A 25,550-nucleotide genomic window follows, 5' to 3' on the forward strand; every position below is an offset into this window, starting at 1 on the left:
CCGCCGGCGCTGCGCCCGCCGGAGGGGATGGGCCTCCGGCGGGCGCGGCTCCCACAGCGCGTCGTGCTGCCCGCGCCGGTGGACGGGCCTAGGTGGCGGTGAACTGGACCGACTGCCAGCCGGAGGCGCCGTTGGGGACGGGGTCGGCCCGCTCATCGGTCTGGAGCCCGTCGGCGGGGTCCGTGGCGCGGGCGCGCACCGTGTGGGAGCCCGCGCCGACGGTGATCTCATGGGACCACTGGCGCCAGGTGTCGACGGAGGCCTCTGCGGCGAGGGTCACCTCCTCCCACCGCCCGTCGTCGACCGAGACCTCGACCCGGGTGATGCCGCGGGTCTGGGACCAGGCCGTCCCGCCGATCGAGACAGTGCCTGCGGCGACCTTGCCGAAGGAGCGCGGAACCTCGACCCGGGCCATTGTCTTGATCGGGCCCTTCTCGGACCAGCCGCGGTCGGTCCAGTAGGAGGTCCGGTCGGCGAAACGGGTGACCTCGAGATCGACCACCCACTTCGTGGCCGACACGTACCCGTACAGCCCCGGCACCACCATCCGCACCGGATAGCCGTGTTCAAGGGGCAGCGGCTCGTTGTTCATGGCGACCGCCAGCATGGCGTCGCGCCCGTCCTGAAGCACCGGCAGCGGGGTCGAGGCGCTGAACCCGTCGCTGCTCGTGCTCAGGACCATGTCGGCGCCCCGCAGCGGCCGGGCCCGCCGAAGCAGCTCCCGCAGCGGGTAGCCCAGCCACTTGGCGTTGCCCACAAGATTGCCGCCCACCGGATTGGAGACGCAGGTGAGAGTGATGTGCCGCTCGATGAGGTCCTCCTCGAGGAGCTCATCAAAGGTCAGGGTGAACTCCTCCTCGACCATTCCGTGGACCCGGAGCTCCCAGGTGTCGACGTCGAGCTGGGGGACGCTCAGTGCGGTGTCGATGCGGTAGAAGTCGGGGTTTGAAGTCAGCCACGGGGTGATGCCGTCCACCGGGGCCTCGAGCCCGGCCGGCAGGGCCGGCGCCGGGCTGGCAGGAGCCGGCAGCCGCAGGCCGCGCCGGGCCGCCTCCACGCTGTTGCGCGCGCCGGCCAGGGCGCGGCCCCCGGCCGCGGCGGCGGCCGCCGCCACCGAGGTGACCCCGGCGGCGGCGAAGAACGACCGCCGCGAGGACCCGCCGGGCAGGGCCCGCGCCGCCGCGGCGGCAGGCGCGGAATCGGAGGGCGCGGAATCGGAGGGTACCGCCCGTGCGGCGGGCAGGCGGGCGATCATCAGCCGGAGCGCCAGCAGCCCGGCGGCCGTGCCGATCAGTGAGGGGAGGGCATCGTAGGTGGACGCGCCGGCCCGGGACAGGACACTTGCCACGATGACCAGGCCCGCTGCGGTGACGCCGAGGGCGCCCAGCACCCACCGGTGGAACGCGGCGATGCCCAGGACCGCCGCGAGGGCGATGATGGTCAAGCCCATCCCGACGAACAGGGCCACCTTGTCCCCGGTCCCGAAGGTGGCGATGGCGAAGTCCTTCAACCAGCCGGGGGTGAAGTCGATGAACGTCGATCCGAGGGCGATCACCGGTGTGGCGCGGGCGGTGAAGAACGCCGCGGCGAGTTCGGCGACGCCGAGGACGAGCGCCGCGGCCGCGATCCCTGCCAGTGCTGCCAGCAGGGTCGTTGCTCGTGGGCTTTTCCGTCGGGTGTCCATACCGGGTATTCGGAGATGCCCGTTCCGTGTATGGGTGGGCGGGCGGGGCGTAACAGCGGGAGCGGGCTTCGTGGGGTGCGGTGCACCCAGTACGCTGATCTACTGTGAAGGTTCTTGTGATTGGCCCCGGTGGCCGCGAACACGCCATCGTCCGTGCACTCCTTAACGATCCGTTCGTCCGCGAGGTCCACGCGGCCCCCGGCAACGCCGGCATCGCTGCGGACGTCCCCACCCACAGCATCAACGCCAGTGATCCGGCGGAGGTGACGCAGCTGGCGCAGCGGCTCGGCTCGGACCTGGTGGTCATCGGCCCCGAGGCGCCCCTGGCCGCCGGCGTGGCCGACGTGCTCACCGAGGCCGGGATCCCCGTCTTCGGGCCCTCCCGGGCGGCCGCCCAGCTTGAGGCCTCGAAGGCCTTCGCCAAGCAGGTCATGGCCGCGGCCGGCGTCCCGACGGCGATGGCCCGGGTCGCCTCGACCACCGCCGCGGCCGAGGAGGCACTCGATACCTTCGGCGCCCCCTACGTGGTCAAGGACGACGGCCTGGCCGCGGGCAAGGGTGTCGTGGTGACCGGCGACCGCGCCGAGGCGCTCGCCCACGCCCAGAGCTGCTTCGACGCCGGCGGAAGCGTGGTCATCGAAGAGTTCCTCGATGGTCCCGAGGTTTCCCTTTTCGTGCTCTCCGACGGATGCAGCGTCGTCCCGCTCGCCCCGGCCCAGGACTTCAAGCGCATCCACGACGGCGACGTGGGCCCCAACACCGGCGGCATGGGCGCCTACTCGCCCCTGACCTGGGCGCCTCCCGGCCTCGTTGACGAGGTGGTGACGCGCGTAGCCCAGCCGGTGATCGACGAGATGGCCAACCGGGGCACCCCCTTCGTGGGCGTGCTGTACTGCGGGCTGGCCCTGACCTCGCGCGGCATGCGCGTCATTGAATTCAACGCACGCTTCGGCGACCCCGAGACCCAGGCGGTGCTGGCCCGCCTGCGGACCCCCCTCGGCGGGGTGCTGCTGGCGGCGGCCAGGGGCGGGCTGGACCGCCTCAGCGGCCTCCAGTGGTCCCCCCGGACCGCGGTGGCCGTGGTGCTCGCCGCGGAGAACTACCCCGAAGCGCCCCGGACCGGCGGGCGGATCCGCGGCCTGAAGCGGGCCGCGCAGCATGAGGACGTGCAGGTGCTGCACGCCGGAACGGCGGAGAAGGACGGGAAGGTGGTCAGCTCCGGCGGCCGCGTGCTCGCCGTCGTGGGGCTGGGCGGCGACCTTGCCGGTGCCCGGGCCACGGCCTACGACGCCCTGGCCGAGATCGAGCTCGAGGGCGGACAGTTCCGCACCGACATTGCCCTCAAGGCCGCCCGCGGCGAGATTCACGTCGCGCCGGCCGCCGCGCCGGTGGCGGGACGGTGAGCTCCTTCGCACCCCCGCACCCGGAGCTGCCCGGCTGGAGTCACGTGTACTCGGGGAAGGTGCGCGACCTGTACGAGCCGGAGGACGGCGACCCGGACCGGGTCCTCGTCGTGGCCAGCGACCGCATCAGCGCCTTCGACCATGTGCTCGCCACGGAGATTCCGGACAAGGGCAGGGTCCTCACCCAGCTGAGCCTGTGGTGGTTCGAACGCCTCACCGGGGTGCCCAACCACGTGCTGGCCGCGGACGAGGCCGGCGGGGTCCCGGCGGCCGTCGCCGGCCGCGCCATGATCTGCCGGCGGCTCGAGATGTATCCGATCGAGTGCATCGCCCGCGGCTACCTGACCGGCAGCGGGCTGGCCGAATACCACGCATCGGGCACCGTGTGCTCCCTGCCGCTGCCGGCCGGGCTGCAGGACGGCTCCCGGCTCGACCCGCCGCTCTTCACGCCCTCGGCCAAGGCCGAGGTGGGCGAGCACGACGAGAACATCACCTATGACGCCGTCGTCATGACCGTGGGTGACGACGCCGCGGCGCAGCTGCGCTCGCTGACCCTGGACATCTACTCGCGGGCCGAGGCCATCGCCCGGGAGCGCGGGATTATCCTCGCCGACACGAAGGTGGAGTTCGGGTTGGACCCGCTCGCGGGGCGGATCACCCTGGGTGACGAGGTGCTGACCCCCGATTCCTCGCGTTTCTGGGACGCTTCGCAGTATTCCCCGGGCCGCGCCCAGCCCTCCTTCGATAAGCAGTTCGTGCGCGACTGGCTCACCTCGGACGCCTCCGGCTGGGACCGGGTGTCGGCGCCGCCGGCTCTTCCCGCCGACGTCGTGGAGCGGACCCGCGGGCGCTATATCGAGGCCTACGAGCGCCTGACCGGCCGCGCCTTCGCCTGAGGGTTCCCCCGGGTACCTGCTGCCCCGGCGCGGCTCCGCGGTACGTCATGAAGCCGACACTTTCGACCGATCCCGTGGAGCGCCGCGGGCCCGGCGTTAGACTCACCTCACAATTTCGCAGCCGGCCCTGGTTCCGACGTTGGATGGCAGCCGCAGTGCCGGCCGGACCCCTGAGCAGCCCGTTCCGAGGAGGAGTTCCGAATGCAGACGAAGATCACCGTCATCATCAACAACCCGACCGATCCCGAGGCCTTCGAGCGTGACTTCCCGGAGCTGCTGACGATCGCCAAGTCACTGCCCGGCCAGCTCCGCCTCGAGTCCGCCAAGGTGTGGCCGAAGGAAGACGGGACGCCGACGCCCGCCTACCGCACCCTCGATTTCTACTTCGAGAGCTATGACGCGGCCTCACAGGCCGTCAGCGTGCCGCAGGCCGGGCAGTTCTTCCAGAAGCTGGGCGGAATGGGAGGCACCTTCATGGGCCTTTTCTCCGAGGTCGAGCAGTAGCGGGAGCCGCACCTACGCCGGTGTCCGGCGTCGACCGGGCGGAGGGCCCCGCGCTTAGTCCGCTCCGCCTCCGGGCGCGAAGAGGTCGTCGAAGCCCTCGAGGGGAACCTCGACCAGGCCCGGGGAGCGCAGGCCGGGCGCGCCGGGGCCGCGGGGGTTCAGGAGGACTTCGGACAGCACGACGGCGTGGATCTTCGCCAGGTCGTACCCCACGCTCAGGGTCGCCCGGCGCAGGGACCCGGTGGTGGTGGGGTCCCAGTAGATCGCCGTCTGCAGGGCCTGGACGCTCCACAGCTCCCGGGAGGGCAGGAGGCCGTCCCCGGCGTCGGGCAGGTCGAAGAGGGCACCCTGTTCCGGGTCGGTGCCCGGAAGGAGGGTGACGCCCGGTGGACGGGTCAGGATGGAGATCCTGCCGATGCCCTCGGCTGAAAGGTAGCCGCCCTTGTTGCTGGGGACTGCCGTGATCCCGGTATCGACGAAGACCGGGTTTCCCAGCAGCAGGTTCCAGACCCGGTCGCGGGTGGCGTGACGGTAGATCTCCCGGCGGACGAATTCCTCGGGCTGGTACTCGCTCAGGAAGTGCACCACGGCCTTCTGGGCCGCGGTGTCGATGAGCCCGGCCACCCGGTCGAGGGTGGGGCCGAACCGGGAGACGACCTGCGCCGCGTTGTGCATTGTTCGGGTGCCTCTTCCGGCGCTCGGGGTTTCGCTTGCTCCTAATCCAACCGCATCGGCCCGGCGATGCCGGGTCCAACACGCGCCCGCCGCGCGCATTCACCCAGGGGCGCCGCCGGATGTGGTCCGGAAACAGGAAAGGACGCCTCCGCGCTGCGGAGACGCCCCTGCTGCCGTGCCTGGATCACATGAACTTCAGTTCACTTCTTCGTCGGGGTGACAGGATTTGAACCTGCGGCCTCGTCGTCCCGAACGACGCGCGCTACCAAGCTGCGCCACACCCCGATAAATTGTTCCCGCCGCAGGACCTGCGGCAAAAGCAACTTTCCAAGAATACCCCGTGAAGGCCCGGGAGGCGAAACCCCGGCCCGCCACGGCCGGCGTCCCTACACCAGCGAGTCCTTCCAGGCCGCGTGCAGGGCCGCAAACCGGCCGGTTCCACCGATCAGGTCCGCCGGTTTCCCGTCCTCAACCACCTCGCCGTCGTGCACCACCAGCACCCGGTCGGCGATGGCCACGGTGGACAGCCGGTGGGCGATGATCAGGGCGGTGCGCTGCCCCAGCAGCCGCTGCAGGCCCTCCTGCACGAGCCGCTCGCTGGGAAGGTCGAGGGAGGACGTCGCCTCGTCGAGGATCAGCACGGCCGGGTCGGCCAGGAAGGCCCGGGCGAAGCTGATCAACTGCCGCTGCCCCGAGGACACCCGGCCACCGCGCTTGTTGACGTCGGTGTCGTAGCCCTCGGGCAGTTCGCGGATGAACGCGTCGGCGCCGACGGCCTGCGCGGCCGCCTCGATCTCCTCCCGGGACGCATCGGGCCGGCCGAGGGCGATATTCTCGGCGACGGAGCCGCTGAACAGGAACGCCTCCTGGGTCACCATGACCACCGAGCGCCGGAGGTCCTTCGCGTCCACCTCGCGCAGGTCCACCCCGTCGAGGGTGATGCTCCCGGCGGAGACGTCGTAGAAGCGGGCGATCAGCTTGGCGAGCGTGGACTTGCCGGCGCCGGTCTGCCCGACCAGGGCCACGGTCTGGCCCGCCGGGATGGCCAGGTTCAGCGGCGGGATGACCTGCGGGCCGTCGGCGTAGCGGAACTCGACATCCCGGAATTCGACGGCGCCCCGGGCCTTCGGCAGGGACACCGGGTTCCGGGGCGGGCGGACCGTCGGAACCTCCTCAAGCAGCCCCGAGACCTTCTCAAGCGCCGCCGAGGCGGACTGGAAGGAGTTGTAGAAGAGGGCCATCTGGTCCACCGGCTGGAAGAAGCGCTTGCTGTAGAGCAGCAGGGCCAGCAGCGCCCCCACCTCAAGCGAACCCTCGAGGACCCGGAAGCCGCCGGCCGCAAGGACGACGGCCACGGTGAGGTTGCCGATGAGCACCAGACCCGGCTGGAAGACGCCGTTGAGGTTGATCGAGCGGATGGTGGCCTGGCGGTAGTCCTCGGCCAGTTCGTCGTACCGGGTGGCGTTGGCCGGTTCCCGGCGGAACGCCTTGACGGCGCGGATCCCGGTCATCGTTTCGATGAAGTGGACGATGAGTTTCGCGGAGACCACCCGGGAGGACCGGAAGGCGATCTGCGAGTGCTTCTGGTACCAGCGGGCCAGCAGGAACATCGGAACCCCTGCCGCGAGGATCAGCAGGCCCGTCCGCCAGTCGAGGGCGAAGATGGTCACGGCCGTGAAGAGCATGAACATCACGCCGGAGGCCAGGGAGCTGACGCCCGAATCGAGGAGTTCGCGCAGCGCCTCAAGGTCCGAGGTCTGCCGGGAGATGATCCGGCCCGAGGTGTACTTCTCGTGGAACTCGAGGCTCAGCCGCTGGGTGTGGCGGAACACCCACAGGCGCAGGTCGAGCAGCATGGCCTGGCTCAGCCGCGCCGTCGCCCGCACGTACCCGGCGGTGAGCACGGCACCGAGGACGGCGGCGAGGAGGTAGGCGCCCCCGGCCGCCGCCAGCTGTACCGGGTTCCCGGCGATCAGGGCGGGCAGCGCGCTGTCGATGCCGAAGGCGATGATCGCCGGCCCGGCGACCCGGGCGGCCTGGGAAACGACGACGAGGGCGATGGTGAGGACGAACTGCCGCCTGTTGGGCCGGATCAGCGACCCGAGCAGGCGGAAGGAGCGTGCCCGCACCGACCGGTTCTGCGCCCGGTCCAGCAGGACCTCGTCCTCGTTGCTGACGCCCGCAGGGGCGGTCCCCGCCGTCGCCTCCGGGCTGGACTTCCGCCCCGGCCGCCGTCGCGGGCGCTGTGCAGCCTTTGTCATGCCAGGGCCTCTTCGTCGTCGTACCCGCTGTCGAGATCCACCGGTTCCTCGGTCAGGCTCGCAATGACATAGCGGTAGTGGTCGTTGCGGGCGAGCAGTTCGATATGCGTGCCCACGTCGGTGATCCGCCCGTCCTGAAGCAGCGCGACCCGGTCGGCCAGGGCGACGGTCGAGGGCCGGTGGGCGACCACGAGCGTCGTCGTGCCGCGCAGCACCTCCCGGAGCCGCTCCTCAACGAGCTCCTCGGTTCGCACGTCGAGGGCGGAGAGGGGATCGTCGAGCACCAGCACGCGCGGCTGGGCGGCGATGGCCCGGGCCAGGGCCAGGCGCTGGCGCTGGCCGCCGGACAGGCTCAGTCCCTCCTCGCCGATGAGGGTGTCGGCCCCGAGGGGGAGGGAGTAGACGAACTGCGCCTGGGCCACCTCGAGCGCCTCGGCCAGCAGGGCCTCCGCGTCGGCGTCGCTTTCGGTGCGGGCACCCATCAGGACGTTGTCGCGCACCGAGCTCGAGAAGAGGGTCGTGTCCTCGAACGCGACCGCCACCAGGGTGCGCAGGTCGGCCAGGTCGAAGTCCCGCAGGTCGATGCCGTCGAGGGTGATGCGCCCTCCGGTCACGTCGTAGAGGCGCGGCACGAGCTGCACCAGGGTGGTCTTGCCGCTGCCGGTCACGCCCACCAGGGCCAGGGTTTCACCGGCCCGCAGCCGCAGCTCCACGCCGTTGAGGATGTCCCCGGCGGCGTCCTGGGTGTCGGGGTAGCGGAAGTGGACGTCCTCGAAGGCCAGCTCCCCGCGCGGCTCGGACGGCCTCGCCGGTGCGGCGGGGGACGTAATGGGGTTCCGGGTCTCCATGACCTCGTAGTGGCGGTCGATGGCGGTCTTGGCGGTGAAGGTCATGGCCAGCAGCGGTCCGATGAATTCCACCGGGCCGGCGACGACGGCGGCGGTGGCGAAGAACGCGACGAGCGCCCCGATGCTCACCTGCCCCGAGGAGGCCAGCAGCACGCCGACGACAAGGGAGGCTCCCAGCGCCAGCTCCGGGAGCAGGGTGACCACGAGGGAGAAGTTGGCGAGCGATTTTGCCTTGACGATCTCGGTGCGGCGCAGCTGCTCCGCCTGCTCATTGAACGCATCGAGTGCCTCGCCGCTGCGCCCGAAGGCCTTGAGCACGCGGATGCCGTGCACCGATTCCTCGACGGCGGTGGCAAGGTCGCCGGCCTGGTCCTGGCTCCTGCGCGAGACCCGGCTGTAGGAGGTGCGGAAGCGGAACCCGTAGATCATGATCGGCACCGCGGCGGCGAGAAAGATCAGGGCGAGGATCCAGTTGGTCAGGAACATCACCACGACCCCGATCCCCACGGTCAGTGAGGTCACGACCAGCATGATGAGTCCGAACGCCATCCAGCGGCGCATCAGGTTCAGGTCCGACATGGCGCGGGAGAGCAGCTGGCCGCTTCCCCAGCGGTCGTGGAACTCCACCGGGAGTTCCTGGAGGTGCCGGTAGAAAGAGGTACGCATGCCGGTCTCCACGGAGGTGGCCGGACCGATGACGAACTGCCGCCGCAGGGCGATCAGCGCCGCCTCGAGGACGCCGAGCAGGAGCACCAGCCCGGCGGCCAGCCAGACCCCCGAGGCGGAGCCGCCGGGCGTGAGCGAGTCATTGACGAGGACGCGCAGCACCTGCGGGATCGCCAGCGCCATGACGCTCGCGGCCAGGGCGCACAGCAGGCCCAGCAGCAGCCGCGGGGCGATGGGACGCACGTGCGGGTACAGGCGCTTCATCGACTCGCGCAGCGTCGGTGCCGGTTTCATTCCACCTCTTCGGTGCTCGATGTCGGTCCTGGATCCGGCACGGGCCGGGGCGGCCCCCGGAGCCCGGCGGGCCTGGCTCCCCATTGAACGAACAGCGGCGGAAAACTTCTCCTACGCGGCATCCCGGGCGGTCAGGGTGAGCAGGACGGCCTCGGGCCGGCAGGCCAGGCGCACCGGGGCGAACCGGGAGGTGCCTATGCCCGCCGAGACGTTCAGCGGCACCCGGCGCCCGCGGTGCTCCCACTCGGTGAGCCCGCGGGCACGCCAGGTCGGAAGGTCGCAGTTCGTCACCAGCGCCCCGTAGCCGGGAACGCAGACCTGGCCTCCGTGGGTGTGGCCGGCGAGGATCAGCTCGGCGCCACCGTCGGTGAAGTAGTCGAGCACCCGCTGGTAGGGGGCGTGGGTGACGGCGATGCGCACGTGCGGGGCCTCGGCGGAGGTGCTGCTCCCGGCGGGGTACCCGGCGTACTTGTCGCGGTCGAGGTGCGGATCGTCGACGCCGGTGAAGTCGAGGCGGAGGCCGCGCATGCCGATGGACTGGCTCCGGTTGGTGAGGTCAATCCAGCCGGCGGTGCCGAAGGCGCTGAACATCTGAGCCCAGGGCAGCTCGCGGGGCCCGCGCGTGCCGGCGGAGGAGGGGCCGGAGAAATACCGGAGCGGGTTCTTCAGGACCGGCTCATAGTAGTCATTCGAACCGGGGACGAAGACGCCGGGAAAGCGGAGCAGCGGGCCCAGGGCCTCGAGCAGGGGGCCCACGGCCTTGCGGTGGCTGAGGTTGTCCCCGGTGTTGATGACCAGGTCCGGTTCAAGCCGGGCCAGGCCCTGCAGCCAGTCGCGCTTTGACTTCTGGTGGGGTGCCATGTGGATGTCGGAGAGCTGGAGCACCCGCAGGGGCCGGGCTCCGGGCGGGAGGATCCGCACCGTCTCCTCACGGAGCGAGAAGAGGGTCCGTTCGATCACCGAGGCGTAGCCCAGGGTTGCGGCCCCGGCGAGTGCTGTGAGCCCGGTGCTCCATGCGAGCGCTGTCCCTACGCCGTTCGTCCTCGATGACTCCACGTTCAGTCGTCCCCTTCGCCGCCGCCGTTGTTGCCGTTGCCGCCGCCGTTGTTGTCACCCGGTGCGGCCGGTCCACCGAGTATGCCACCGGGAACGCCGGGAAGCCCACCGGGGCGGTTCTGGCCGTTGCCGAAGGACGGCACGCTCTGGCGGCCGTTGATGATGTCGGCCGGCGGGTTCTGGAACCGCTCGCCGACGTACAGGCCCGGGATCTGCTGCATGAAGCGGGCCCAGGAGGGACCGGCGATCAGCGAACCGTCGATCTCGGGGTACACGCGCCCGCCGATCTGCAGGCCGCTGAGGGAGGTGTTCCCCTCCTTCCAGTTGCCGATCCAGCTTGCCGTGGCCAGGCCGGAGTTGTAGCCCATGAACCAGGTCTGCGAGCGCTTGTCGTTGGTGCCGGTCTTGCCGGCCATCGGGATGCCGCCGTACTCGAGCTGTGAACCGGAGCCGGTCTTCATGACCTCCTGCGTCGCGTAGTTCACGCCGCGTGCGGTTTCCTTCGGGATGACCTGCTCGCAGGACACCGCGGGGACGGGGTAGCTGGTGCCGTCGGCGGCGGTGACCTCGGTCAGGGCGCGGGGATCGCACACGCTGCCCTCGTTGCCGAATCCGGCGAAGGCGGTGACCATCGACAGGGGCGCGACGTCGCCGTCGCCGCCGATGAGGGCCGAGGGGGAGACGGCGAGGCGTGCGGGTTCACCTTTGTTGCTCTTGCCGTTGTGGACACCCATGTTGAAGGCGATGTCCTGGATGCGGCAGAGGTCGAGCTGCTTGGCCGAGGCCATGGTGATGGTGTTCAGGGACTGGGACAGGCCGCGCAGCACGGTGGCGGGGCCGTAGTTGGTGTCCCCGTAGTTTTGGGGGAAGTAGCCGCTGACGCCGTCCGGGCTCTGCACGGGGTAGTTGCCGCCTTCGAGGCAGCTGGCCTTCCACAGGTCGCCTTCCGGGTAGCGCTTCTTGCTGCCGTCAAGGACCGTGTTCAGGGATTTCCCGGCGTCGACCCACGCGGCGACGGTGAATGGCTTGTAGGTCGAGCCCGGCTGGAACCCGCCGATGCCGCCAAGGCTTTTTTCGGGATTTCCGTCGGCGTACAGGTCGACGTTGAAGTTCAGGACCGAGTCGCCGGCCGCCTCGCCCGGCCGGTACCGGGTGTTCTGCGCCATCGAGACGATGTTGCCGGTCTTCGGATCGACGCTCACCAGGGAGTGCCCCACGGCGCCGTCGGTCGTGTCGGGGTTCGCTGTCTCGTTGACGGCGGTCTGCGCGGCCTTCTGCACTCGGGGATCAAGCGTGGTCTTGATGGTCAGCCCCGAGCGGTAAAGGACCTTTTCCCGGTCTTCCGGGGTTTCGCCGTAGGCCGGGTCGTTGAGGATCAGGTGGGTGACGTAGTCGCAGAAATAGGGTGCCTGGGCGGCACCGGCGCAGCCGTTGAGCGTCGGGGTGATCTTCAGGCCGAGGTCCGTCGCGACGGCGGCGTCGTGCTCCTCCTGCGTGATCTTGCCGGTCTTGAGCATGGCGCCGAGCACGATGTTGCGCCGCTCCAGCGACCGCTCCGGGTTCAGCTCGGGGCTGTAGTAGGTGGTGCCGTTGACGACGCCGGCCAGCAGGGCCGCCTGCTGGATGTTGAGGTCCTTGGCGTCGACGTTGAAGAAGTACTTCGAGGCCGCCTGCACGCCGTAGGTGGTACCGGTGAACGGCACGATGTTGAGGTACCCCTCAAGGATCTCGTCCTTGGTGAGTTCCTTCTCGACGGCGATGGCGAGCTTCGCCTCGCGCAGTTTGTCCCCGATGGTCTTGCTGCCGCTGAAGACCGCTTCCCCGCCGTTCTGGCGGGCAGTGTCGATCAGCACGTTGGTGACGAACTGCTGGGTGAGCGTCGAGGCGCCGCGGGTGGTGTCGCTGCTGATGTTGTTGGCGACCGCGCCGAGGATGCCCTGCAGGTCGACGCCGCCGTGCTCGTAGAAGCGGTTGTCCTCGATGGCCAGGAGGGCATTGGTCATATTGGGGGAGACCTGGTCGAGAGTGACCGGCTGCCGGTTCTCCTCGTACAGGGTGGCGATCAGCGAGCCGTCGGTCGCGAGGATCTTGGTCGGCTGGGCGAGCGCGTCGCGCTCAAGCTCCGCCGGGAGCTCCTCGAAGAACTGGATGGAGGCCGACGCGCCGGCGCCCGCCGCGGCGGCGACGGGCACGAGCAACCCGGCGGCGAGCACACCGCTGAGCCCGCTGATTCCGAGGAATGCAACGATTTTCCCAAGGGTGGTTGCCGTGTCAAAGAGAGGGGAGGTCCGAGGAGCCATGTACTGCAGTTTACAAGCACGCGCTAGGCTTTGACGCATGACCAAATGGGAGTACTCCACGATTCCGCTGATCATCCACGCCACCAAGCAGATCCTTGATCAGTGGGGTGAGGACGGCTGGGAGCTCGTCCAGGTGGTCCCCGGGCCCGACGGGAACGGCCTTGTGGCCTACCTCAAGCGCGAAAAGGGCCAGTCGTGAGCGGCACGGAAACCGCCCCCTCCGCGGTCGAGGCGCGGCTCGCCGGGCTGGGCATCACCCTGCCGGCCGTCGCCGCGCCGGTCGCCAGTTACGTGCCTGCGGTCATCTCGGGCACCTTCGTCTACACCTCCGGACAGCTTCCCTTCATTGACGGCAAGCTCCCGGCCACCGGCAAGGTCGGGGCCGCCGTTGACGCCGATACCGCCCAATCCCTCGCGGCCACCTGCGCCGTGAACGCCCTGGCTGCGGTCAAGGAGCGGATCGGCGACCTGGACCGGGTGACAAGGATCGTCAAGGTCGTCGGCTTCGTCGCCTCCGACCCGTCCTTCACCGGCCAGCCGGTCGTCATCAACGGGGCCTCGAACCTGCTGGGCGAGGTTTTCGGAGACGCCGGAGTCCATGCCCGTTCCGCCGTCGGCGTCGCCGTGCTGCCCCTTGATGCACCGGTCGAGGTCGAAATGATCGTCGAGTTCGTCTAGTCCCGTGGATCGACTAAGCAACCGCAGGTTCCCCCTCCATTCCGAGGAGCGCAGCGCCGCCCGGGGCTGGGTGGAATATGGTGCCCGCACCCCCCTGAAGGCCCGCCCGGCCTCCTCGGTCGTCCTGGTCCGCGACAGCCCGACGGGCGCGGAGACCTACCTCACCTGCCGCCGCAGCGAATCGCCGCTGGGAATCGTCGGGTTCCCGGGCGGCCTGATCGAGGAGTTCGACGACGACCCGGTCGACTGGTGCGGACCCAGCCCCTCCGCCTGGGCGAAGGCGCTGGGGACCGACGACTCCAACCTGGCCCGGCGCCACGTGCTGGCCGCCGTGCGCGAACTCTTCGAGGAAACCGGCGTGCTGCTGGCCGGGCCCGACGCCACCAGCATGGTGGAGAGCACCCGCGGCCGGGAGTGGATGAAGGCGCGGGAGACCGTCGCCCACCAGGACTCTTCCTTTGCCGACGTCCTCAGCCGGCGCGGGCTGGCCGTCCGGTCCGACCTGATCAAGCCGCTGGCGCACTGGCTGACCCCCGACTTCGCGCACCGCCGCTTCGACACCCACTACTTCGCCGTGGCCCAGCCGGTGAACCAGTCGCCCACGCTCCTTGAGAGTAAGGGCATCTGGGGCGGCTGGAAGTGCGCGGCGCAGGAGATCGCACGCCGGAACAGCACCGAACTCGGTGACGAGGTAGGCCAGCCCAACACCGTGGGGCGCACGCTGAGCGAGATCACGGTGCCCGCGGTGGAGCTGATTCTCGAGAAGCTCGGCTCCTCGCGCGGCTGTATCGCCTATCTTTCGCACAAGCGGAAGATCAAGCTCTACTATCCGCACCTGGCCGAGCACGACGGCGACCTCATGCTCGAGGTCGCCTGCCCGGTGCTGACCGAGGGCGGCTCGGCGCAGCGCGGCCGATAGAAGTGCGGCCGGACTACCCCCGGAGTCCGGCCGGGTCAGCGGCTGCGCTGGCGCAGCCGCTGGATGTCGAGGATGACCACGGCGCGGGCCTCAAGGCGGAGCCAGCCGCGCTGAACGAACTCGGCGAGGGCCTTGTTGACCGTTTCACGTGAAGCGCCGACCAGCTGGGCCAGTTCCTCCTGGGTGAGTTCGTGGGCCACCAGGACGCCGTCGGTGGCAGGCCTGCCGAAACGGTCGGCCAGATCCAGCAGCGCCTTCGCGACGCGGCCGGGGACATCGGAGAACACGAGGTCGGCGAGGGACTCGTTGGTGCGGCGCAGCCGGCGGGCGAGCGCCTGAAGCAGCTGGGCCGATACCTCGGGGCGGGTCTCGAGCAGCACCCGCAGGTTCTCATTCTTTAGCCCCGCCAGCCGGGTCTCGGACACCGCCGTCGCCGTGGCCGTGCGCGGGCTGGGGTCGAACAGGGCCATCTCGCCGAAGAGTTCGCCCGGGCCGAGGATCGCCAGAAGGTTCTCCCTGCCGTCCTGGGCGGTGCGGCCCAGCTTGATTTTGCCGGAGACGATGAAGTACAGCTGGTCGCCCTGGTCTCCCTCACGGAATACCGACGATCCACGCGAGAGGTCAACCTCGGTCAACTCATCAGTGAGGGCGGCGAAGACGTCGTCTCCCAGCGAAGCGAAGAGCGGCGCCCGGCGCAGTACCTCGATATCCATGAATTCTCCTGTTGACTTGGGGGTGGTGCGGCTGTCCCGCATGGCCTCTACCGTCCCATCTTGCCGTACCCGGGCATGATCGGACAGCCGATGCACCCCATTCCGCCGCGGTTTAAGCGATCCGCGCAACCGGCGCGCTGCCGCTGGACCGCTTCCGGCCGATAGAATTGGAACTCAGTGATGGAGGTGCGCGGCTTCCGGACGAAGCACACTGGGAGAACGGACATGCCCGACTTCACGATCCTCGACGTCGTACTGGGCCTTGTGCTGCTCGGATACCTCGCCGTGGGGCTCCGCAACGGGCTCTTCGTGACCCTTGGGGGCATCGTCGGGTTTATCGCCGGGGCCGTGGCCGCCTTCTTCGCCATCCCGCTGGTCAGCGCGGCGGTCCCCGACAACGGCTGGCGCCTTCCCGCCGTCATCGCCACGGCCCTGATCCTCGTCGTCGTGGGCCAGGCCCTCGGGGCCGGTCTGGGGTCCTCGATCCGGCGCTGGCTGAAGGCCCGGCCACTGCGGACCGTTGACCGCCTGCTCGGCGGCGCGGTCAACACCGTGGTGGCGGCGCTGGTGATGTCGATGCTCGCATTCAGCGTGGGCACCCTCGGCGTCCCCTTCCTGTCCCAGCACCTCGCTGCCTCGCAGGTCATCCGCGGCATCGACAGCGCAACTCCGGCGCCGGTGCGCACCTGGCTGGCGCAGCTGCGCACCATCGCCGTGGACGACGGCATCCCCACCATTTTGGACACGGTCGCGCCGCCGTTGACCGGGGAGGTCCCCGACGAATCCGTCGATACCCCCGAACTCGCCGCGGCTGCGGCGTCGGTGGTGCGGATCGCCGGCACGGCCTTCAAATGTGGACAGAACCAGACAGGCACCGGGTTCGTTGTGGCGCCCGGCCGGGTCATCACCAATGCGCACGTCGTGGCGGGGGTGGGTGAACCGGTCGTCGAGGTCCTGGGCGGAGGGGCGCTGCCGGGGCGGGTCGTCCACTTCGATGCTGTCCGCGACATCGCCGTCCTCGCCGTGGACGGCCTGGACCGGAATGCGCTGCCGCTGGGGGAGGAACTGCCGCGCGGGACGACGGCGGCCTTCGCCGGCTACCCGGCCGGCGGGCCCTACCGGATCCAGCCTGCAAGCGTGCAGAACCTGTCCGCGGTGATGGTCCAGAACATCTATGGTGCCAGTCCGCAGCTGCTCCAGGTCTACAGCCTGGCCGCCAACGTGCAGCAGGGTAATTCGGGCGGGCCGCTGCTTGACCTGCAGGGGCGGGTCGCCGGGGTGGTTTTCGCCAAGTCGACGGCCGAGGCGCCCGTCGGGTACGCCCTGTCGCTGGCCGAGCTGCGGCCCATCGCCGAACGCGCGCCGGGCTACGCCGCCTCCGTCCGCTCCGGGCAGTGCACCCCGCGTTAGCCCTGCCCTCCGCCGGATCCGGCGGCAACTGCGCGGGCCCACCGGCGGGTTCCGCGGCGCGCCCTGCGGAGGTCCCGCGAGACCAAATCGTGACCGGATGGATGCGGGAAATACGAAAACCGGCCGCTTTAGAAGTTAGGCTCGTCACACGGCCAGTGCGCACAGGCGCGTTCCGGTCCGGCGGATACAGGGTTGTCCGGCCAGAAACACTCGTTCAACAGGAGCTCAAAATGTCTACACGCGACACTTCTGTGCGCAGGTTCCATCTCACCAGGAAACGTGCTGCGTTGACTGCGGGAATATCCATCGGCGCGCTGCTCATGACCGGCTGCGTCCAGAGCCAGCGCGAGGAGGGGGCCGGCGCCGAGGGTTCGGGCGAGGCCGTCAACTCGACCTTCGTCTTCGCTGCGTCCTCCGACCCGAAGTCCCTCGACCCGGCCTTCGCCAGCGACGGCGAGTCATTCCGCGTCAGCCGCCAGATCTTCGAGGGCCTCGTCGGCGTGGAGAAGGGCACCGCGGACCCGGCGCCGCTGCTCGCCGAGTCGTGGGAAACCTCCGAAGACGGACTGGCGACGACCTTCAAGCTGAAGGAGGGCGTGAAGTTCCACGACGGGACCGACTTCAACGCCGAGGCCGTCTGCTTCAACTTCGACCGCTGGTACAACTGGACCGGCCTCCAGCAGGCCGAGACCGTCTCGTACTACTACAACTCGCTCTTCCGCGGGTTCAAGGACCAGCCTGACGAAGCGGTCTACGAATCCTGCGAGGCCAACGGCGACAACGAGGTCACCGTCAACCTGGCCAAGCCGTTCGCCGGATTCGTCCCGGCGCTCTCCCTGCCGGCCTTCGCCATGCAGAGCCCCACCGCGCTTGAGAAGTTCAAGGCCGACGAGATCGGCGGTTCCGAGGAATCACCAAAGCTCAGCGAGTACGCCCTCGGCAACCCGGTGGGCACCGGTCCCTTCAAGTTCGAGTCCTGGGACGTCGGACAGCAGCTTGAGCTGTCGAGCTTCGAGGACTACTGGGGCGAGAAGGGCCAGATCACCGAAACGATCTTCCGCATCATCGATGACCCGCAGGCCCGCCGCCAGGCCCTCGAGGCCGGAACCATCGACGGGTACGACCTTGTCGCCCCCGCCGACGTCCAGTCCCTGAAGGACGGCGGATACAACGTGGTGGCCCGCGACCCGTTCACCATCCTGTACCTGGGCTTCAACCACAAGGTCGAGCAGCTCGCGGACCCGCTGGTCCGCGAAGCCATTGCGCACGCCATCGACAAGGAGGCTCTGGTCGCCCAGACCCTTCCCGAGGGCACCGAGGTCGCGACCCAGTTCATCCCCGACGTCGTCGACGGCTACAACGAGGACGTCACCACGTACGACTTCGATCCGGAGAAGGCGAAGGAACTCCTCGCCGAGGCCGGCTACCCCGACGGCTTCGAGGTCCAGTTCAACTACCCGACGAACGTCTCGCGTCCGTACATGCCCACCCCGGAGCAGGTCTTCACCAACCTCCAGGCGCAGCTGGCCGACGTCGGAATCACCGTCACCCCGGCGCCTGCCGCCTGGTCCCCTGACTACCTCGACCAGGTCCAGGGCACCGAGGACCACGGCCTGCACCTGCTCGGCTGGACCGGCGACTACAACGACACCGACAACTTCATCGGCGTCTTCTTCGGCCAGCAGAAGCCGGAGTTCGGCTTCGACAACCCGGAGCTGTTCGCCGCACTCGATGAGGCGCGGGGCATGACCGACCGCGATGAGCAGACGAAGGCGTACGAGGAGATCAACCAGCAGATCGCCGAGTTCATCCCGGCCATCCCGCTGGCCCACCCGGCACCTTCGCTGGCGTTCAACGAGCGCGTTACCTCCTACCCGGCCAGCCCGGTCAACGATGAGGTCTTCAGCGAGATCGAGCTCAGCAAGTAATACCAGCACGTCCAGTGGAGCCGGACCCGTACGATTAGGTCCGGCTCCACTGTGTTGGAGAGCACATCCTGGTTTCCCCCCGAGAGGACACTGTGTTACGCGTCATAGGCAAGCGAATTGCCCTGCTCATCCCCACGTTGTTTGGGCTGTCCGTTCTGCTCTTCCTCTGGGTGCGCAGCCTCCCGGGCGGTCCGGCGACCGCGCTGCTGGGCGAGAAGGCGACCCCCGAGGCCGTCGCCCGGGTCAATGAGCTCTACGGTTTCGACCGCCCGCTCCTCACCCAGTACTTCACCTATATCGGCAAGCTGCTGCAGGGCGACTTCGGCGTCTCGATCAACACCGGGCGTCCCGTCCTCGAGGAGTTCGCGACCCGCTTCCCGGCGACTGTCGAACTCACCATCGTCGCCCTGATCTTCGCCATCGGCATCGGCGTACCGCTGGGCTATGCGGCGGCCCGCCACTACGGGCGCTTCGTGGACCACAGCTCCGTGGTGCTGAGCCTGATCGGCATCACCGTCCCGGTGTTCTTCCTCGCGTTCATCTTCAAGTACCTGTTCGCGATCCAGTGGTCCATCCTGCCGCCCGACGGCCGGCAGAACCCGCGCATCAACGCGACCCACTTCACCGACTTCTACGTCCTGGACGGGCTCCTCACGGGGGAGTGGGACGCCGCCTGGGACGCCTTCCTTCACCTGATCCTGCCCGGGCTGGCCCTGGGCACCATCCCGCTGGCCATCATCGTGCGCATCACCCGGGCCTCGGTGCTTGAGACCCAGAACGCCGACTACGTGCGCACCGCCCGGGCCAAGGGCCTCATGGAGCGCACCATCCGCGGCCGGTTCATCCTGCGCAACGCCATGCTTCCGGTGGTGACGACCATCGGCCTGCAGCTCGGCCTGCTCATCTCCGGCGCCGTGCTCACCGAGACGGTCTTCGCGTTCAACGGCATCGGGCGGTTCCTGCGCGACGCCATCTTCGGCCTTGATTACCCGGTCCTCCAGGGGTTCATCATCTTCATCGCCATCCTCTACGCGATCATCAACCTCCTCGTTGACATTTCCTACAGCATCATCGACCCGAGAGTGCGTGTGCAGTGAGTGCAATCTTGCCCCCCGCCGTCGGCGGATCAGCAGCCCCGACAGACCCGGCGATCGAGACCGGAGGTGGAACCGGCCTCTGGAAGGACGCGTTCCTCCGCCTGCGGCGCAACCCGCAGGCCATCGCCGGCGCCGTCATCATCGGCCTGTTCCTGCTCGTCGCGCTCCTCGCGCCGATCCTGGCCCCCTACGGCGGCAACGAGCTGCCCGGCCGCACCGAAATCACCCCCACCACCATCCCCGGGCCCGGGGAGATCGGCGGCTACCCGCTCGGGCTCGACCGCTTCGGCGGGGACCTGCTGAGCAAGCTGATCTGGGGCGCCCAGGCGTCCCTGCTGATCGGCGTGGTGTCCACCGCCCTGGGCCTCGCCGGCGGAATGCTCCTCGGCGTCCTCGCCGGTGGCTTCGGCGGCTGGGTGGACAACGTCATCATGCGCTTCGTCGACATCCTGCTGTCGGTGCCGAACCTGCTGCTCGCGGTGAGCATCGCGGCCATCCTCGGGCAGAGCCCGTACGCGATCATGATCGCCATCGGCGTCTCGCAGATCCCGATCTTCGCGCGGCTGCTCCGTTCCTCGATGCTCTCCCAGCGCGGATCCGACTACATCCTGGCCGCGCAGACCCTCGGGCTGAGCCGGGGCACGATCACCATGAGCCACCTGCTGCCCAACAGCATGGGTCCGGTAATCGTGCAGGCAACGCTCACTCTGGCCACCGCGGTCATTGACGCCGCCGCGCTGTCCTTCCTCGGCCTCGGCGGCGGACTGCCTCAGGCCGCCGAGTGGGGTCGGATGCTCACCTACGCCCAGGCGGAGCTGAGCATCGCGCCGCAGCTGGCGTTCCTGCCCGGCGCCTGCATCGCCATCACCGCTCTCGGCTTCACCCTGCTGGGGGAGTCCCTCCGGGAGGCGCTGGATCCGAAGACGCGGCAGAAGTAGTCCCGCGGGAGCCCGCTCCCGCCGCCCCGCCGAATCCACCTTGTCGAATCCGCCCCGCCACTGACCAGCGGCGGGGCGTCGGCGTTAAGTGCCGCAGAAGGTCCGGTACGGGCCGAAGTCCTCCGGGGCGCCGACGGCATAGCGTTCCAGGCCGGGCCGCTCGTCGTAGGGGGCCGTCACGGCTTCGAGGAGGCCCGCCAGCGGGCCAAGGTCGTCGTTCGTGGCCGCCGCCAAAGCCTCCTCGACCAGGTGGTTGCGGGGAATGTAGGCCGGGTTGGCCCGGTCCATCGCCGCCGCGTCCGGACCGAGGGCGAGCCAGCGCTGCGCCCAGGCGTCGAACGCCGCCGGATCCGCGGTCCGGCTCCGGGCCGGCCCGGCCTGCCCCCGTGCGGCGGAGCCCAGGTCCCGGAAGAACGAGGTGTAGTCGGGCCGGCCGGCCTGCAGGAGGGCCAGGAGGTCGTCCGCGAGCTGGGCGGCCTCGCCGTCGGGCACCGAGCCGGGTACGCCCAGCTTGGCCTTCATCCCGGCCAGCCACGCGGCGCTGTACTGGCTGCGGAAGGCCTCGAGGGAGGCGACCGCGGCCTCGACGGCCCGCTCCTGGTCCTCGTCGATCAGGGGCAGCAGGGCCTCCGCCAACCGGGCGAGGTTCCACTCGGCGACCAGCGGCTGGTTGCCGTAGGCGTAGCGCCCGCCGGAGTCGATCGAGCTGTACACCGTGGCCGGGTCGAAGGCGTCGAGGAAGGCGCAGGGCCCGTAGTCGATGGTCTCGCCCGAGATGGTCATATTGTCGGTGTTCATCACCCCGTGGATGAAGCCGGCGAGCATCCACCGGGCCACCAGGGAGGCCTGGGCGGAGACCACCGACTCGAACAGGGCGAGGTAGGGTGATTCTGCCTGGGCGGCCTGCGGGTGGTGCCGGGCGACGGCGTGGTCGGCGAGGCGGCGCAGCAGGGCGAGATCGCCGCCGGCCGCGGCGTACTGGAAACTGCCCACCCTCAGGTGACTGGCCGCGACCCGGGCGAGCACCGCCCCGGGCAGCACCGTTTCGCGGCGCACGGGCCGGCCGGTGGCCACCACGGCCAGTGAGCGGGTCGTTGGGATGCCCAGGGCGTCCATGGCCTCGCTGACAATGTATTCGCGCAGCATGGGGCCAACCGCCGCCAGGCCGTCCCCGCCGCGGGCGAACGGCGTGCGCCCGGACCCCTTGAGGTGGAGATCGTGCAGGCGGCCGTCGGTGCCGGTGATCTCGCCCAGCAGCAGTGCCCGCCCGTCCCCGAGGCGGGGGCTGTAGCCGCCGAACTGGTGGCCGGCATAGGCCTGGGCGACGGGGGTGGCTCCGGCGGGCAGCGAGGTGCCGGTGAGGAACGAGATCCCCTCGGGTGTCCGCAGCGCCTCCGGGTCGAGGCCCAGGGTGAGGGCGAGCGGTTCGTTGAGCACCAGCAGCCGCGGCTCCGGTGCCTCCTCGGCCCGCCAGGGGATGGCCAGCTCCGCCAGCTCCCGGGCAAAGCGGCCGTCCAGGGTGGCAGTGAATCCGGTTACGGCGCTCATGTCCCCAGAATACCCACGCCGGCACCGCCGGACCGCTTCAACTTCTTATCCGCGGGCACACCTTTCGGGGTGGACATCCCGGCCTCCGTGCCGCACGCGAGGCCGCGGCGCTGCCGTCCCGGCCTTAGGAGGCGATGCCGCCCTCGATCTGCAGCTCGTTGCCCGGAATGGAGGCGAGCAGCCGGCGGGTGTAGGGGTGACGGGCGTTCTGGAAGACCTCTTCGGAGGTCGCTGCCTCAACGAGTTCGCCGTCCTTCATGACACACACATAGTCGGAGATCAGGCGCACCACGGCGAGGTCGTGGGAGATGAACAGGTAGCTCAGGCCCAGTTCGGCCTGCAGGTCGCCGAGGAGTTTGAGGATCTGCGCCTGGACGAGCACGTCGAGTGCCGACACGGGCTCGTCGCAGACCAGCAGCTCGGGCTTCAGGGCCAGCGCCCGGGCGATGGCCACGCGCTGGCGCTGCCCGCCGGACAGCTCCGAGGGGTAGCGGCGCAGGGCGTTCTGGGGCAGGGCCACCTGATCCATGAGTTCCCGCACCCGGGCGGCCCGCTCCTTCTTGGAGCCGCGCTTGTACGCGTTGAGGGGCTCCTCGACGATGCGCTCGATGGTGAACATCGGGTTCAGGGAGGAATAGGGGTCCTGGAAGATCGGCTGGACCCGCTGACGGAAGTCGTTGAGCTGGGCCTTGTCGAGGGTGGCGACATCCATGCCGTCGAAGGTCATGGTGCCGGAGGTGGGCTCGATGAGCTTCAGGAGCATCCGGGCTGTCGTGGTCTTGCCGGAACCGGACTCCCCGACGATGGCGACCGTCTGGCCCCGCGGCACGTCGAGGGTGACGTTCTTGGCCGCGTAGAAGTCCTCGGAACTGCCGCGGCGCTTGTAGACCTTGGTGAGGTCCCGAATCTCCACGATGTTCGCCGGGGGCGCCGCCTTGCCGCTCTCGTGCTCGGCGAAGACGGCCTCGGCGAGCTTCGCCCGCTTGGCGGGGTCGTCGTTGTAGGCACCCGGGCGCAGGCGGACGGCGGCGACGGACGGGGCGGCGCGCACCAGCGACTGGGTGTAGGGGTGCTGGGGGTCGTTGAGCAGCTGCTGGGCGGGGCCGGTCTCGACGACCCGGCCGCGGTGCATCACCACGAGGTCCGAGGCGCGCTCGGCGGCCAGGCCGAGGTCGTGGGTGATCAGCAGCACCGAGGTGCCGAGCTGGTCGGTCATGGTGTCGATCTGGTCGAGGATGGTGCGCTGGACGGTGACATCGAGGGCGCTGGTCGGCTCGTCCGCGATCAGCAGCCGCGGCTGGCAGGCGAGGCCGATCGCGATCAGGGCGCGCTGGCGCATGCCGCCGGAAAATTCGTGCGGGTACTGCTTGGCGCGTTCGCCGGCGTCGGGCAGGCCGGCGGCGGAGAGGACCTCGATGACCTTCTGCTTGACGTTGGCCTTGGTGGCCATGCCGTGGACCAGCAGTGTCTCGGCGACCTGGGTGCCGATCTTGGTGACGGGGTTGAGGTTCGACATCGGATCCTGCGGCACCAGGCCGATCGCCCGGCCGCGGATGGAGCGCATCTTGGTCTCGGCCAGGCCGACGAGGTTCTGGCCTTCGAAGTGGATGCTCCCGGAAGTGACCTTGCCGTTGCCCGGCAGCAGGCCGATGCAGGCCATGGCCGTTGTGGACTTTCCCGAGCCGGATTCGCCGACGATCGCCAGGGTGGCGCCGCGGCGAAGCGTGAAGCTCGCGTTTTCGACGGCGCGCACCTCTCCGTGGGTGGTGCGGAAGCTGATCGCGAGATCCCGGACTTCGAGCAGGGGCGCGTCGCTGGCCGCCGTACCGGCGGGAGTGATATCCGTCATGAAACTATGGTGCCCTACCGGTGCGCTTTTCGCGTAAGGCGACGTTCCGGACCGATGCTAACTTTTTGGACTCGTCCCGGCCGGGGCGCCCAGCCGCGCCGCGAGGTGCTCCACCGCGAACCGGTATCCCTCGATCCCCGCCCCCACGATCACGGCGCCGGCGACGGCGGAGATGTAGGAGGTGTGCCGGAAGGCCTCGCGCCGGTGCACATTGCTCAGGTGGACCTCCACCACGGGCAGGCCCACGGCGGCCAGCGCGTCGGCGATGGCGATCGAGGTGTGGGTATAGGCGCCGGCGTTGATGACGATCCCGCCGGCGGTGCCCGCCGCACCGTGGATGGCGTCGATCAGCGCGCCTTCGGAGTTGGACTGGAAGGCCCGCAGCGTGCACCCCCGCGCGGCCGCGGCGGTGCGGGCCGTCTCCTCGACGTCGGCGAGGGTCGAGGTGCCGTAGATTCCCGGCTCCCGGGTGCCCAGGAGGTTCAGGTTGGGGCCGTTGAGCAGGAGGATGCTGAGTGAGGGGGCCGCGGTCATGGCTTAACTATGCCCCAGCCCGCCGCCTACAGCGCGGAGGCCGCTGCCTGCTGGCGTGCGCGGAGCCGGACGGCGAGGAGCGCCCCGACGAACGTGACGAGGCTGAGCACCACCAGCACGATGCCCGGGTGCCACCAGGCGCCGTCGGTGGCCTGCCCGAAGGCCTGGGTGATGGAGGGGACGAAACCGGCGATGATCGCCGCGAGGCTGTAGGCGAAGGACAGGGCGGTGAAGGCGGTCCGGGGATCGAAGATGTCAGCCATGAGCCCGCCGAGTGCCGCCCAGGTGGCAGTGGGCAGGATGCCTCCGATGAGGATCGCGGCGATGTAGGTCGGCGCGGTGGAGACGCTGATGACCCAGTAGAGCGGGAACGCGATGAGCGCGGTCCCCAGGGCTCCGCCGGCGACGACCCTGGCCGATCCGAGCCGCATGGCGAGGTAGCCGAAGGCGGGGATGGTGACGAGCTGGAGCAGCGATCCGATCAGGGCGGCGTTGAGGACCGTCGCCTCGCTCAGGCCCAGCCGTTCGGTGCCGTAGGCCTGGGTGTAGGACACCATCAGGAAGTAGGAGCCGATGCCGAGGACCGCGGAGGCCGCGGCCACCACGATCGCCGCGGGCTGTGAGCGGATGACCTCGAGGAAGGGGATGCGGGCGAGCTTGTTGCTGGTGGCGGCGTCCTTGAAGACCGGAGTCTCGTCGATGGCAAGGCGCAGGTAGATCGCCACGGCGAGGAAGGGGAACGCCAGCAGGAACGGGATCCGCCAGCCCCAGGTGGTCATCACGTCGGGCACCGTGACGGTCAGGATCAGGAAGATCAGGGAGATCAGCATGGTCCCCACCGGCGAGCCCAGCTGAGGGATCGACGCGTAGAGCGCGCGCCGGCGCGGTTCGGCATGCTCGGTGGCGATGAGGATCGACCCGCCCCATTCACCGCCCAGGGAGAGCCCCTGGAGCAGGCGGAGCACCGTGAGGATGATCGGCGCCCACACCCCGATGGTGTTGTAGTCCGGCAGCAGGCCGACCGTTCCGGTGGCCAGGCCCATCAGGGTGATGGTCCAGATCAGGGTCTTCTTGCGGCCGATGCGGTCGCCGAGGTGCCCGAAGAGGATGGCACCCAGCGGGCGGGCGACGAAGCCCATGGCAAAGATCAGGAACGCCGACAGAGTTCCCGCCAGGGGGTCCTGTTTGGTGAAGAACACCTCATTGAAGACCAGCGCGGCCGCGGTGCCGAACACATAGAAGTCGTAGGACTCCAGGGCGGTTCCGACGAAGGAGGCGCCGGCGGCCCGGCGGGCCATCCGGGGACGGGTGGCGGGGGCGGGCGCGGCGGCGAGTGAACTTGACACGCT

At 69.6% G+C, this 25,550-nt stretch carries 21 protein-coding genes and 1 tRNA gene; 10 read left to right on the forward strand and 12 right to left on the reverse strand.

Annotated features, from left to right (window positions below):
* Positions 1-88 precede the first annotated feature (88 nt).
* Positions 89-1,684, reverse strand: coding sequence for a molybdopterin-dependent oxidoreductase (locus E2F48_RS09265; RefSeq protein WP_133403711.1), 1,596 nt, complete (start codon positions 1,682-1,684; stop codon positions 89-91).
* Positions 1,685-1,788: 104 nt separating this feature from the next.
* On the opposite strand from E2F48_RS09265, the gene purD reads away from it, so the two are divergent.
* The 3 genes from purD to E2F48_RS09280 all read left to right on the forward strand — a co-directional run bounded on the left by purD (position 1,789) and on the right by E2F48_RS09280 (position 4,487).
* The gene (purD, locus tag E2F48_RS09270) at positions 1,789-3,087 is read left to right on the forward strand and encodes a phosphoribosylamine--glycine ligase (RefSeq protein WP_133403712.1); all 1,299 of its coding nucleotides are present in this window, start codon (positions 1,789-1,791) and stop codon (positions 3,085-3,087) included.
* Positions 3,084-3,983, forward strand: a complete 900-nt coding sequence (locus tag E2F48_RS09275; RefSeq protein ID WP_133403713.1) for a phosphoribosylaminoimidazolesuccinocarboxamide synthase — start codon at positions 3,084-3,086, stop codon at positions 3,981-3,983. The genes purD and E2F48_RS09275 overlap by 4 nt, the downstream gene beginning before the upstream one ends.
* A 201-nt stretch (positions 3,984-4,184) precedes the next feature.
* The gene (locus tag E2F48_RS09280) at positions 4,185-4,487 is read left to right on the forward strand and encodes an EthD domain-containing protein (protein WP_133403714.1); all 303 of its coding nucleotides are present in this window, start codon (positions 4,185-4,187) and stop codon (positions 4,485-4,487) included.
* Between the two features lie 54 nt (positions 4,488-4,541).
* Here E2F48_RS09280 and E2F48_RS09285 read toward each other — a convergent pair whose 3' ends face one another.
* From E2F48_RS09285 to E2F48_RS09310, 6 genes are all read right to left on the reverse strand, one after another.
* On the reverse strand, positions 4,542-5,162 hold the full coding sequence (locus E2F48_RS09285) for a hypothetical protein (RefSeq protein WP_133403715.1): 621 nt from the start codon (positions 5,160-5,162) through the stop codon (positions 4,542-4,544).
* Positions 5,163-5,373: 211 nt separating this feature from the next.
* Positions 5,374-5,447, reverse strand: a tRNA-Pro gene (locus tag E2F48_RS09290).
* A gap of 101 nt (positions 5,448-5,548) precedes the next feature.
* The gene (locus E2F48_RS09295) at positions 5,549-7,423 is read right to left on the reverse strand and encodes an ABC transporter ATP-binding protein (protein WP_133403716.1); all 1,875 of its coding nucleotides are present in this window, start codon (positions 7,421-7,423) and stop codon (positions 5,549-5,551) included.
* Positions 7,420-9,231, reverse strand: a complete 1,812-nt coding sequence (locus tag E2F48_RS09300) for an ABC transporter ATP-binding protein (protein WP_133403717.1) — start codon at positions 9,229-9,231, stop codon at positions 7,420-7,422. The genes E2F48_RS09295 and E2F48_RS09300 overlap by 4 nt, the downstream gene beginning before the upstream one ends.
* 111 nt (positions 9,232-9,342) lie before the next feature.
* Positions 9,343-10,293: a metallophosphoesterase gene (locus E2F48_RS09305; RefSeq protein WP_133403718.1), complete on the reverse strand. Its 951-nt coding sequence runs from the start codon at positions 10,291-10,293 to the stop codon at positions 9,343-9,345.
* Positions 10,290-12,587, reverse strand: a complete 2,298-nt coding sequence (locus E2F48_RS09310; RefSeq protein WP_246018734.1) for a transglycosylase domain-containing protein — start codon at positions 12,585-12,587, stop codon at positions 10,290-10,292. The genes E2F48_RS09305 and E2F48_RS09310 overlap by 4 nt, the downstream gene beginning before the upstream one ends.
* Positions 12,588-12,624: 37 nt before the next feature.
* On the opposite strand from E2F48_RS09310, the gene sp36 reads away from it, so the two are divergent.
* The 3 genes from sp36 to E2F48_RS09325 are packed head-to-tail and all read left to right on the forward strand — an operon-like array spanning position 12,625 to position 14,184.
* Positions 12,625-12,786 (forward strand): Sp36 family protein, encoded by a 162-nt coding sequence (sp36, locus tag E2F48_RS09315; protein ID WP_120167707.1) that lies wholly within the window; start codon positions 12,625-12,627, stop codon positions 12,784-12,786.
* On the forward strand, positions 12,783-13,265 hold the full coding sequence (locus tag E2F48_RS09320; protein ID WP_133403720.1) for a RidA family protein: 483 nt from the start codon (positions 12,783-12,785) through the stop codon (positions 13,263-13,265). Before sp36 ends, E2F48_RS09320 begins: the two co-directional genes overlap by 4 nt.
* A 4-nt stretch (positions 13,266-13,269) precedes the next feature.
* The gene (locus tag E2F48_RS09325; protein WP_133403721.1) at positions 13,270-14,184 is read left to right on the forward strand and encodes an NUDIX hydrolase; all 915 of its coding nucleotides are present in this window, start codon (positions 13,270-13,272) and stop codon (positions 14,182-14,184) included.
* A 35-nt stretch (positions 14,185-14,219) separates the two neighbouring features.
* On the opposite strand, the gene E2F48_RS09330 is transcribed toward E2F48_RS09325, so the two are convergent.
* Positions 14,220-14,897: a Crp/Fnr family transcriptional regulator gene (locus E2F48_RS09330; RefSeq protein ID WP_120167713.1), complete on the reverse strand. Its 678-nt coding sequence runs from the start codon at positions 14,895-14,897 to the stop codon at positions 14,220-14,222.
* Positions 14,898-15,122: 225 nt separating this feature from the next.
* Between E2F48_RS09330 and E2F48_RS09335 the strand changes: the two genes are divergently transcribed.
* From E2F48_RS09335 to E2F48_RS09350, 4 genes are all read left to right on the forward strand, one after another.
* Positions 15,123-16,307, forward strand: a complete 1,185-nt coding sequence (locus tag E2F48_RS09335; RefSeq protein ID WP_133403722.1) for a MarP family serine protease — start codon at positions 15,123-15,125, stop codon at positions 16,305-16,307.
* A gap of 230 nt (positions 16,308-16,537) precedes the next feature.
* Positions 16,538-18,235 (forward strand): ABC transporter substrate-binding protein, encoded by a 1,698-nt coding sequence (locus E2F48_RS09340; RefSeq protein WP_133403723.1) that lies wholly within the window; start codon positions 16,538-16,540, stop codon positions 18,233-18,235.
* A gap of 92 nt (positions 18,236-18,327) precedes the next feature.
* Positions 18,328-19,332 (forward strand): ABC transporter permease, encoded by a 1,005-nt coding sequence (locus E2F48_RS09345; RefSeq protein ID WP_133403724.1) that lies wholly within the window; start codon positions 18,328-18,330, stop codon positions 19,330-19,332.
* 8 nt (positions 19,333-19,340) lie between these two features.
* Positions 19,341-20,270, forward strand: coding sequence for an ABC transporter permease (locus tag E2F48_RS09350; RefSeq protein WP_425455774.1), 930 nt, complete (start codon positions 19,341-19,343; stop codon positions 20,268-20,270).
* Between the two features lie 84 nt (positions 20,271-20,354).
* Here the strand turns inward: E2F48_RS09350 and E2F48_RS09355 are convergent, their stop codons facing one another.
* The 4 genes from E2F48_RS09355 to E2F48_RS09370 all read right to left on the reverse strand — a co-directional run bounded on the left by E2F48_RS09355 (position 20,355) and on the right by E2F48_RS09370 (position 25,547).
* On the reverse strand, positions 20,355-21,818 hold the full coding sequence (locus E2F48_RS09355; protein ID WP_133403725.1) for a protein adenylyltransferase SelO: 1,464 nt from the start codon (positions 21,816-21,818) through the stop codon (positions 20,355-20,357).
* A gap of 124 nt (positions 21,819-21,942) precedes the next feature.
* Complete coding sequence (locus tag E2F48_RS09360) at positions 21,943-23,667, reverse strand: dipeptide ABC transporter ATP-binding protein (protein ID WP_133403726.1); 1,725 nt, start codon at positions 23,665-23,667, stop codon at positions 21,943-21,945.
* Between the two features lie 57 nt (positions 23,668-23,724).
* Positions 23,725-24,201 carry a type II 3-dehydroquinate dehydratase gene (gene aroQ / locus E2F48_RS09365; protein WP_133403727.1) on the reverse strand — a complete coding sequence of 159 codons (477 nt, stop codon included), beginning with the start codon at positions 24,199-24,201 and terminating at the stop codon, positions 23,725-23,727.
* A gap of 26 nt (positions 24,202-24,227) precedes the next feature.
* Entirely contained in the window at positions 24,228-25,547 is a 1,320-nt protein-coding gene (locus E2F48_RS09370; protein WP_246018736.1) for an MFS transporter, read from the reverse strand.
* Positions 25,548-25,550 lie beyond the last annotated feature (3 nt).

It is taken from the genome of Arthrobacter crusticola (assembly GCF_004357995.1).
GTDB lineage: Bacteria > Actinomycetota > Actinomycetes > Actinomycetales > Micrococcaceae > Arthrobacter_D > Arthrobacter_D crusticola.

Bases quoted from the DNA above. Each gene is read 5' to 3' on its own strand.
- E2F48_RS09265 (WP_133403711.1), bottom strand. From the start codon at position 1,684: ATGGACACCCGACGGAAAAGCCCACGAGCAACGACCCTGCTGGCAGCA.
- E2F48_RS09295 (WP_133403716.1), bottom strand. From the start codon at position 7,423: ATGACAAAGGCTGCACAGCGCCCGCGACGGCGGCCGGGGCGGAAGTCC.
- E2F48_RS09360 (WP_133403726.1), bottom strand. From the start codon at position 23,667: ATGACGGATATCACTCCCGCCGGTACGGCGGCCAGCGACGCGCCCCTG.
- E2F48_RS09330 (WP_120167713.1), bottom strand. From the start codon at position 14,897: ATGGATATCGAGGTACTGCGCCGGGCGCCGCTCTTCGCTTCGCTGGGA.
- E2F48_RS09300 (WP_133403717.1), bottom strand. From the start codon at position 9,231: ATGAAACCGGCACCGACGCTGCGCGAGTCGATGAAGCGCCTGTACCCG.
- aroQ (WP_133403727.1), bottom strand. From the start codon at position 24,201: ATGACCGCGGCCCCCTCACTCAGCATCCTCCTGCTCAACGGCCCCAAC.
- E2F48_RS09280 (WP_133403714.1), top strand. From the start codon at position 4,185: ATGCAGACGAAGATCACCGTCATCATCAACAACCCGACCGATCCCGAG.
- sp36 (WP_120167707.1), top strand. From the start codon at position 12,625: ATGACCAAATGGGAGTACTCCACGATTCCGCTGATCATCCACGCCACC.
- E2F48_RS09310 (WP_246018734.1), bottom strand. From the start codon at position 12,587: ATGGCTCCTCGGACCTCCCCTCTCTTTGACACGGCAACCACCCTTGGG.
- E2F48_RS09340 (WP_133403723.1), top strand. From the start codon at position 16,538: ATGTCTACACGCGACACTTCTGTGCGCAGGTTCCATCTCACCAGGAAA.
- E2F48_RS09355 (WP_133403725.1), bottom strand. From the start codon at position 21,818: ATGAGCGCCGTAACCGGATTCACTGCCACCCTGGACGGCCGCTTTGCC.
- E2F48_RS09335 (WP_133403722.1), top strand. From the start codon at position 15,123: ATGCCCGACTTCACGATCCTCGACGTCGTACTGGGCCTTGTGCTGCTC.
- E2F48_RS09285 (WP_133403715.1), bottom strand. From the start codon at position 5,162: ATGCACAACGCGGCGCAGGTCGTCTCCCGGTTCGGCCCCACCCTCGAC.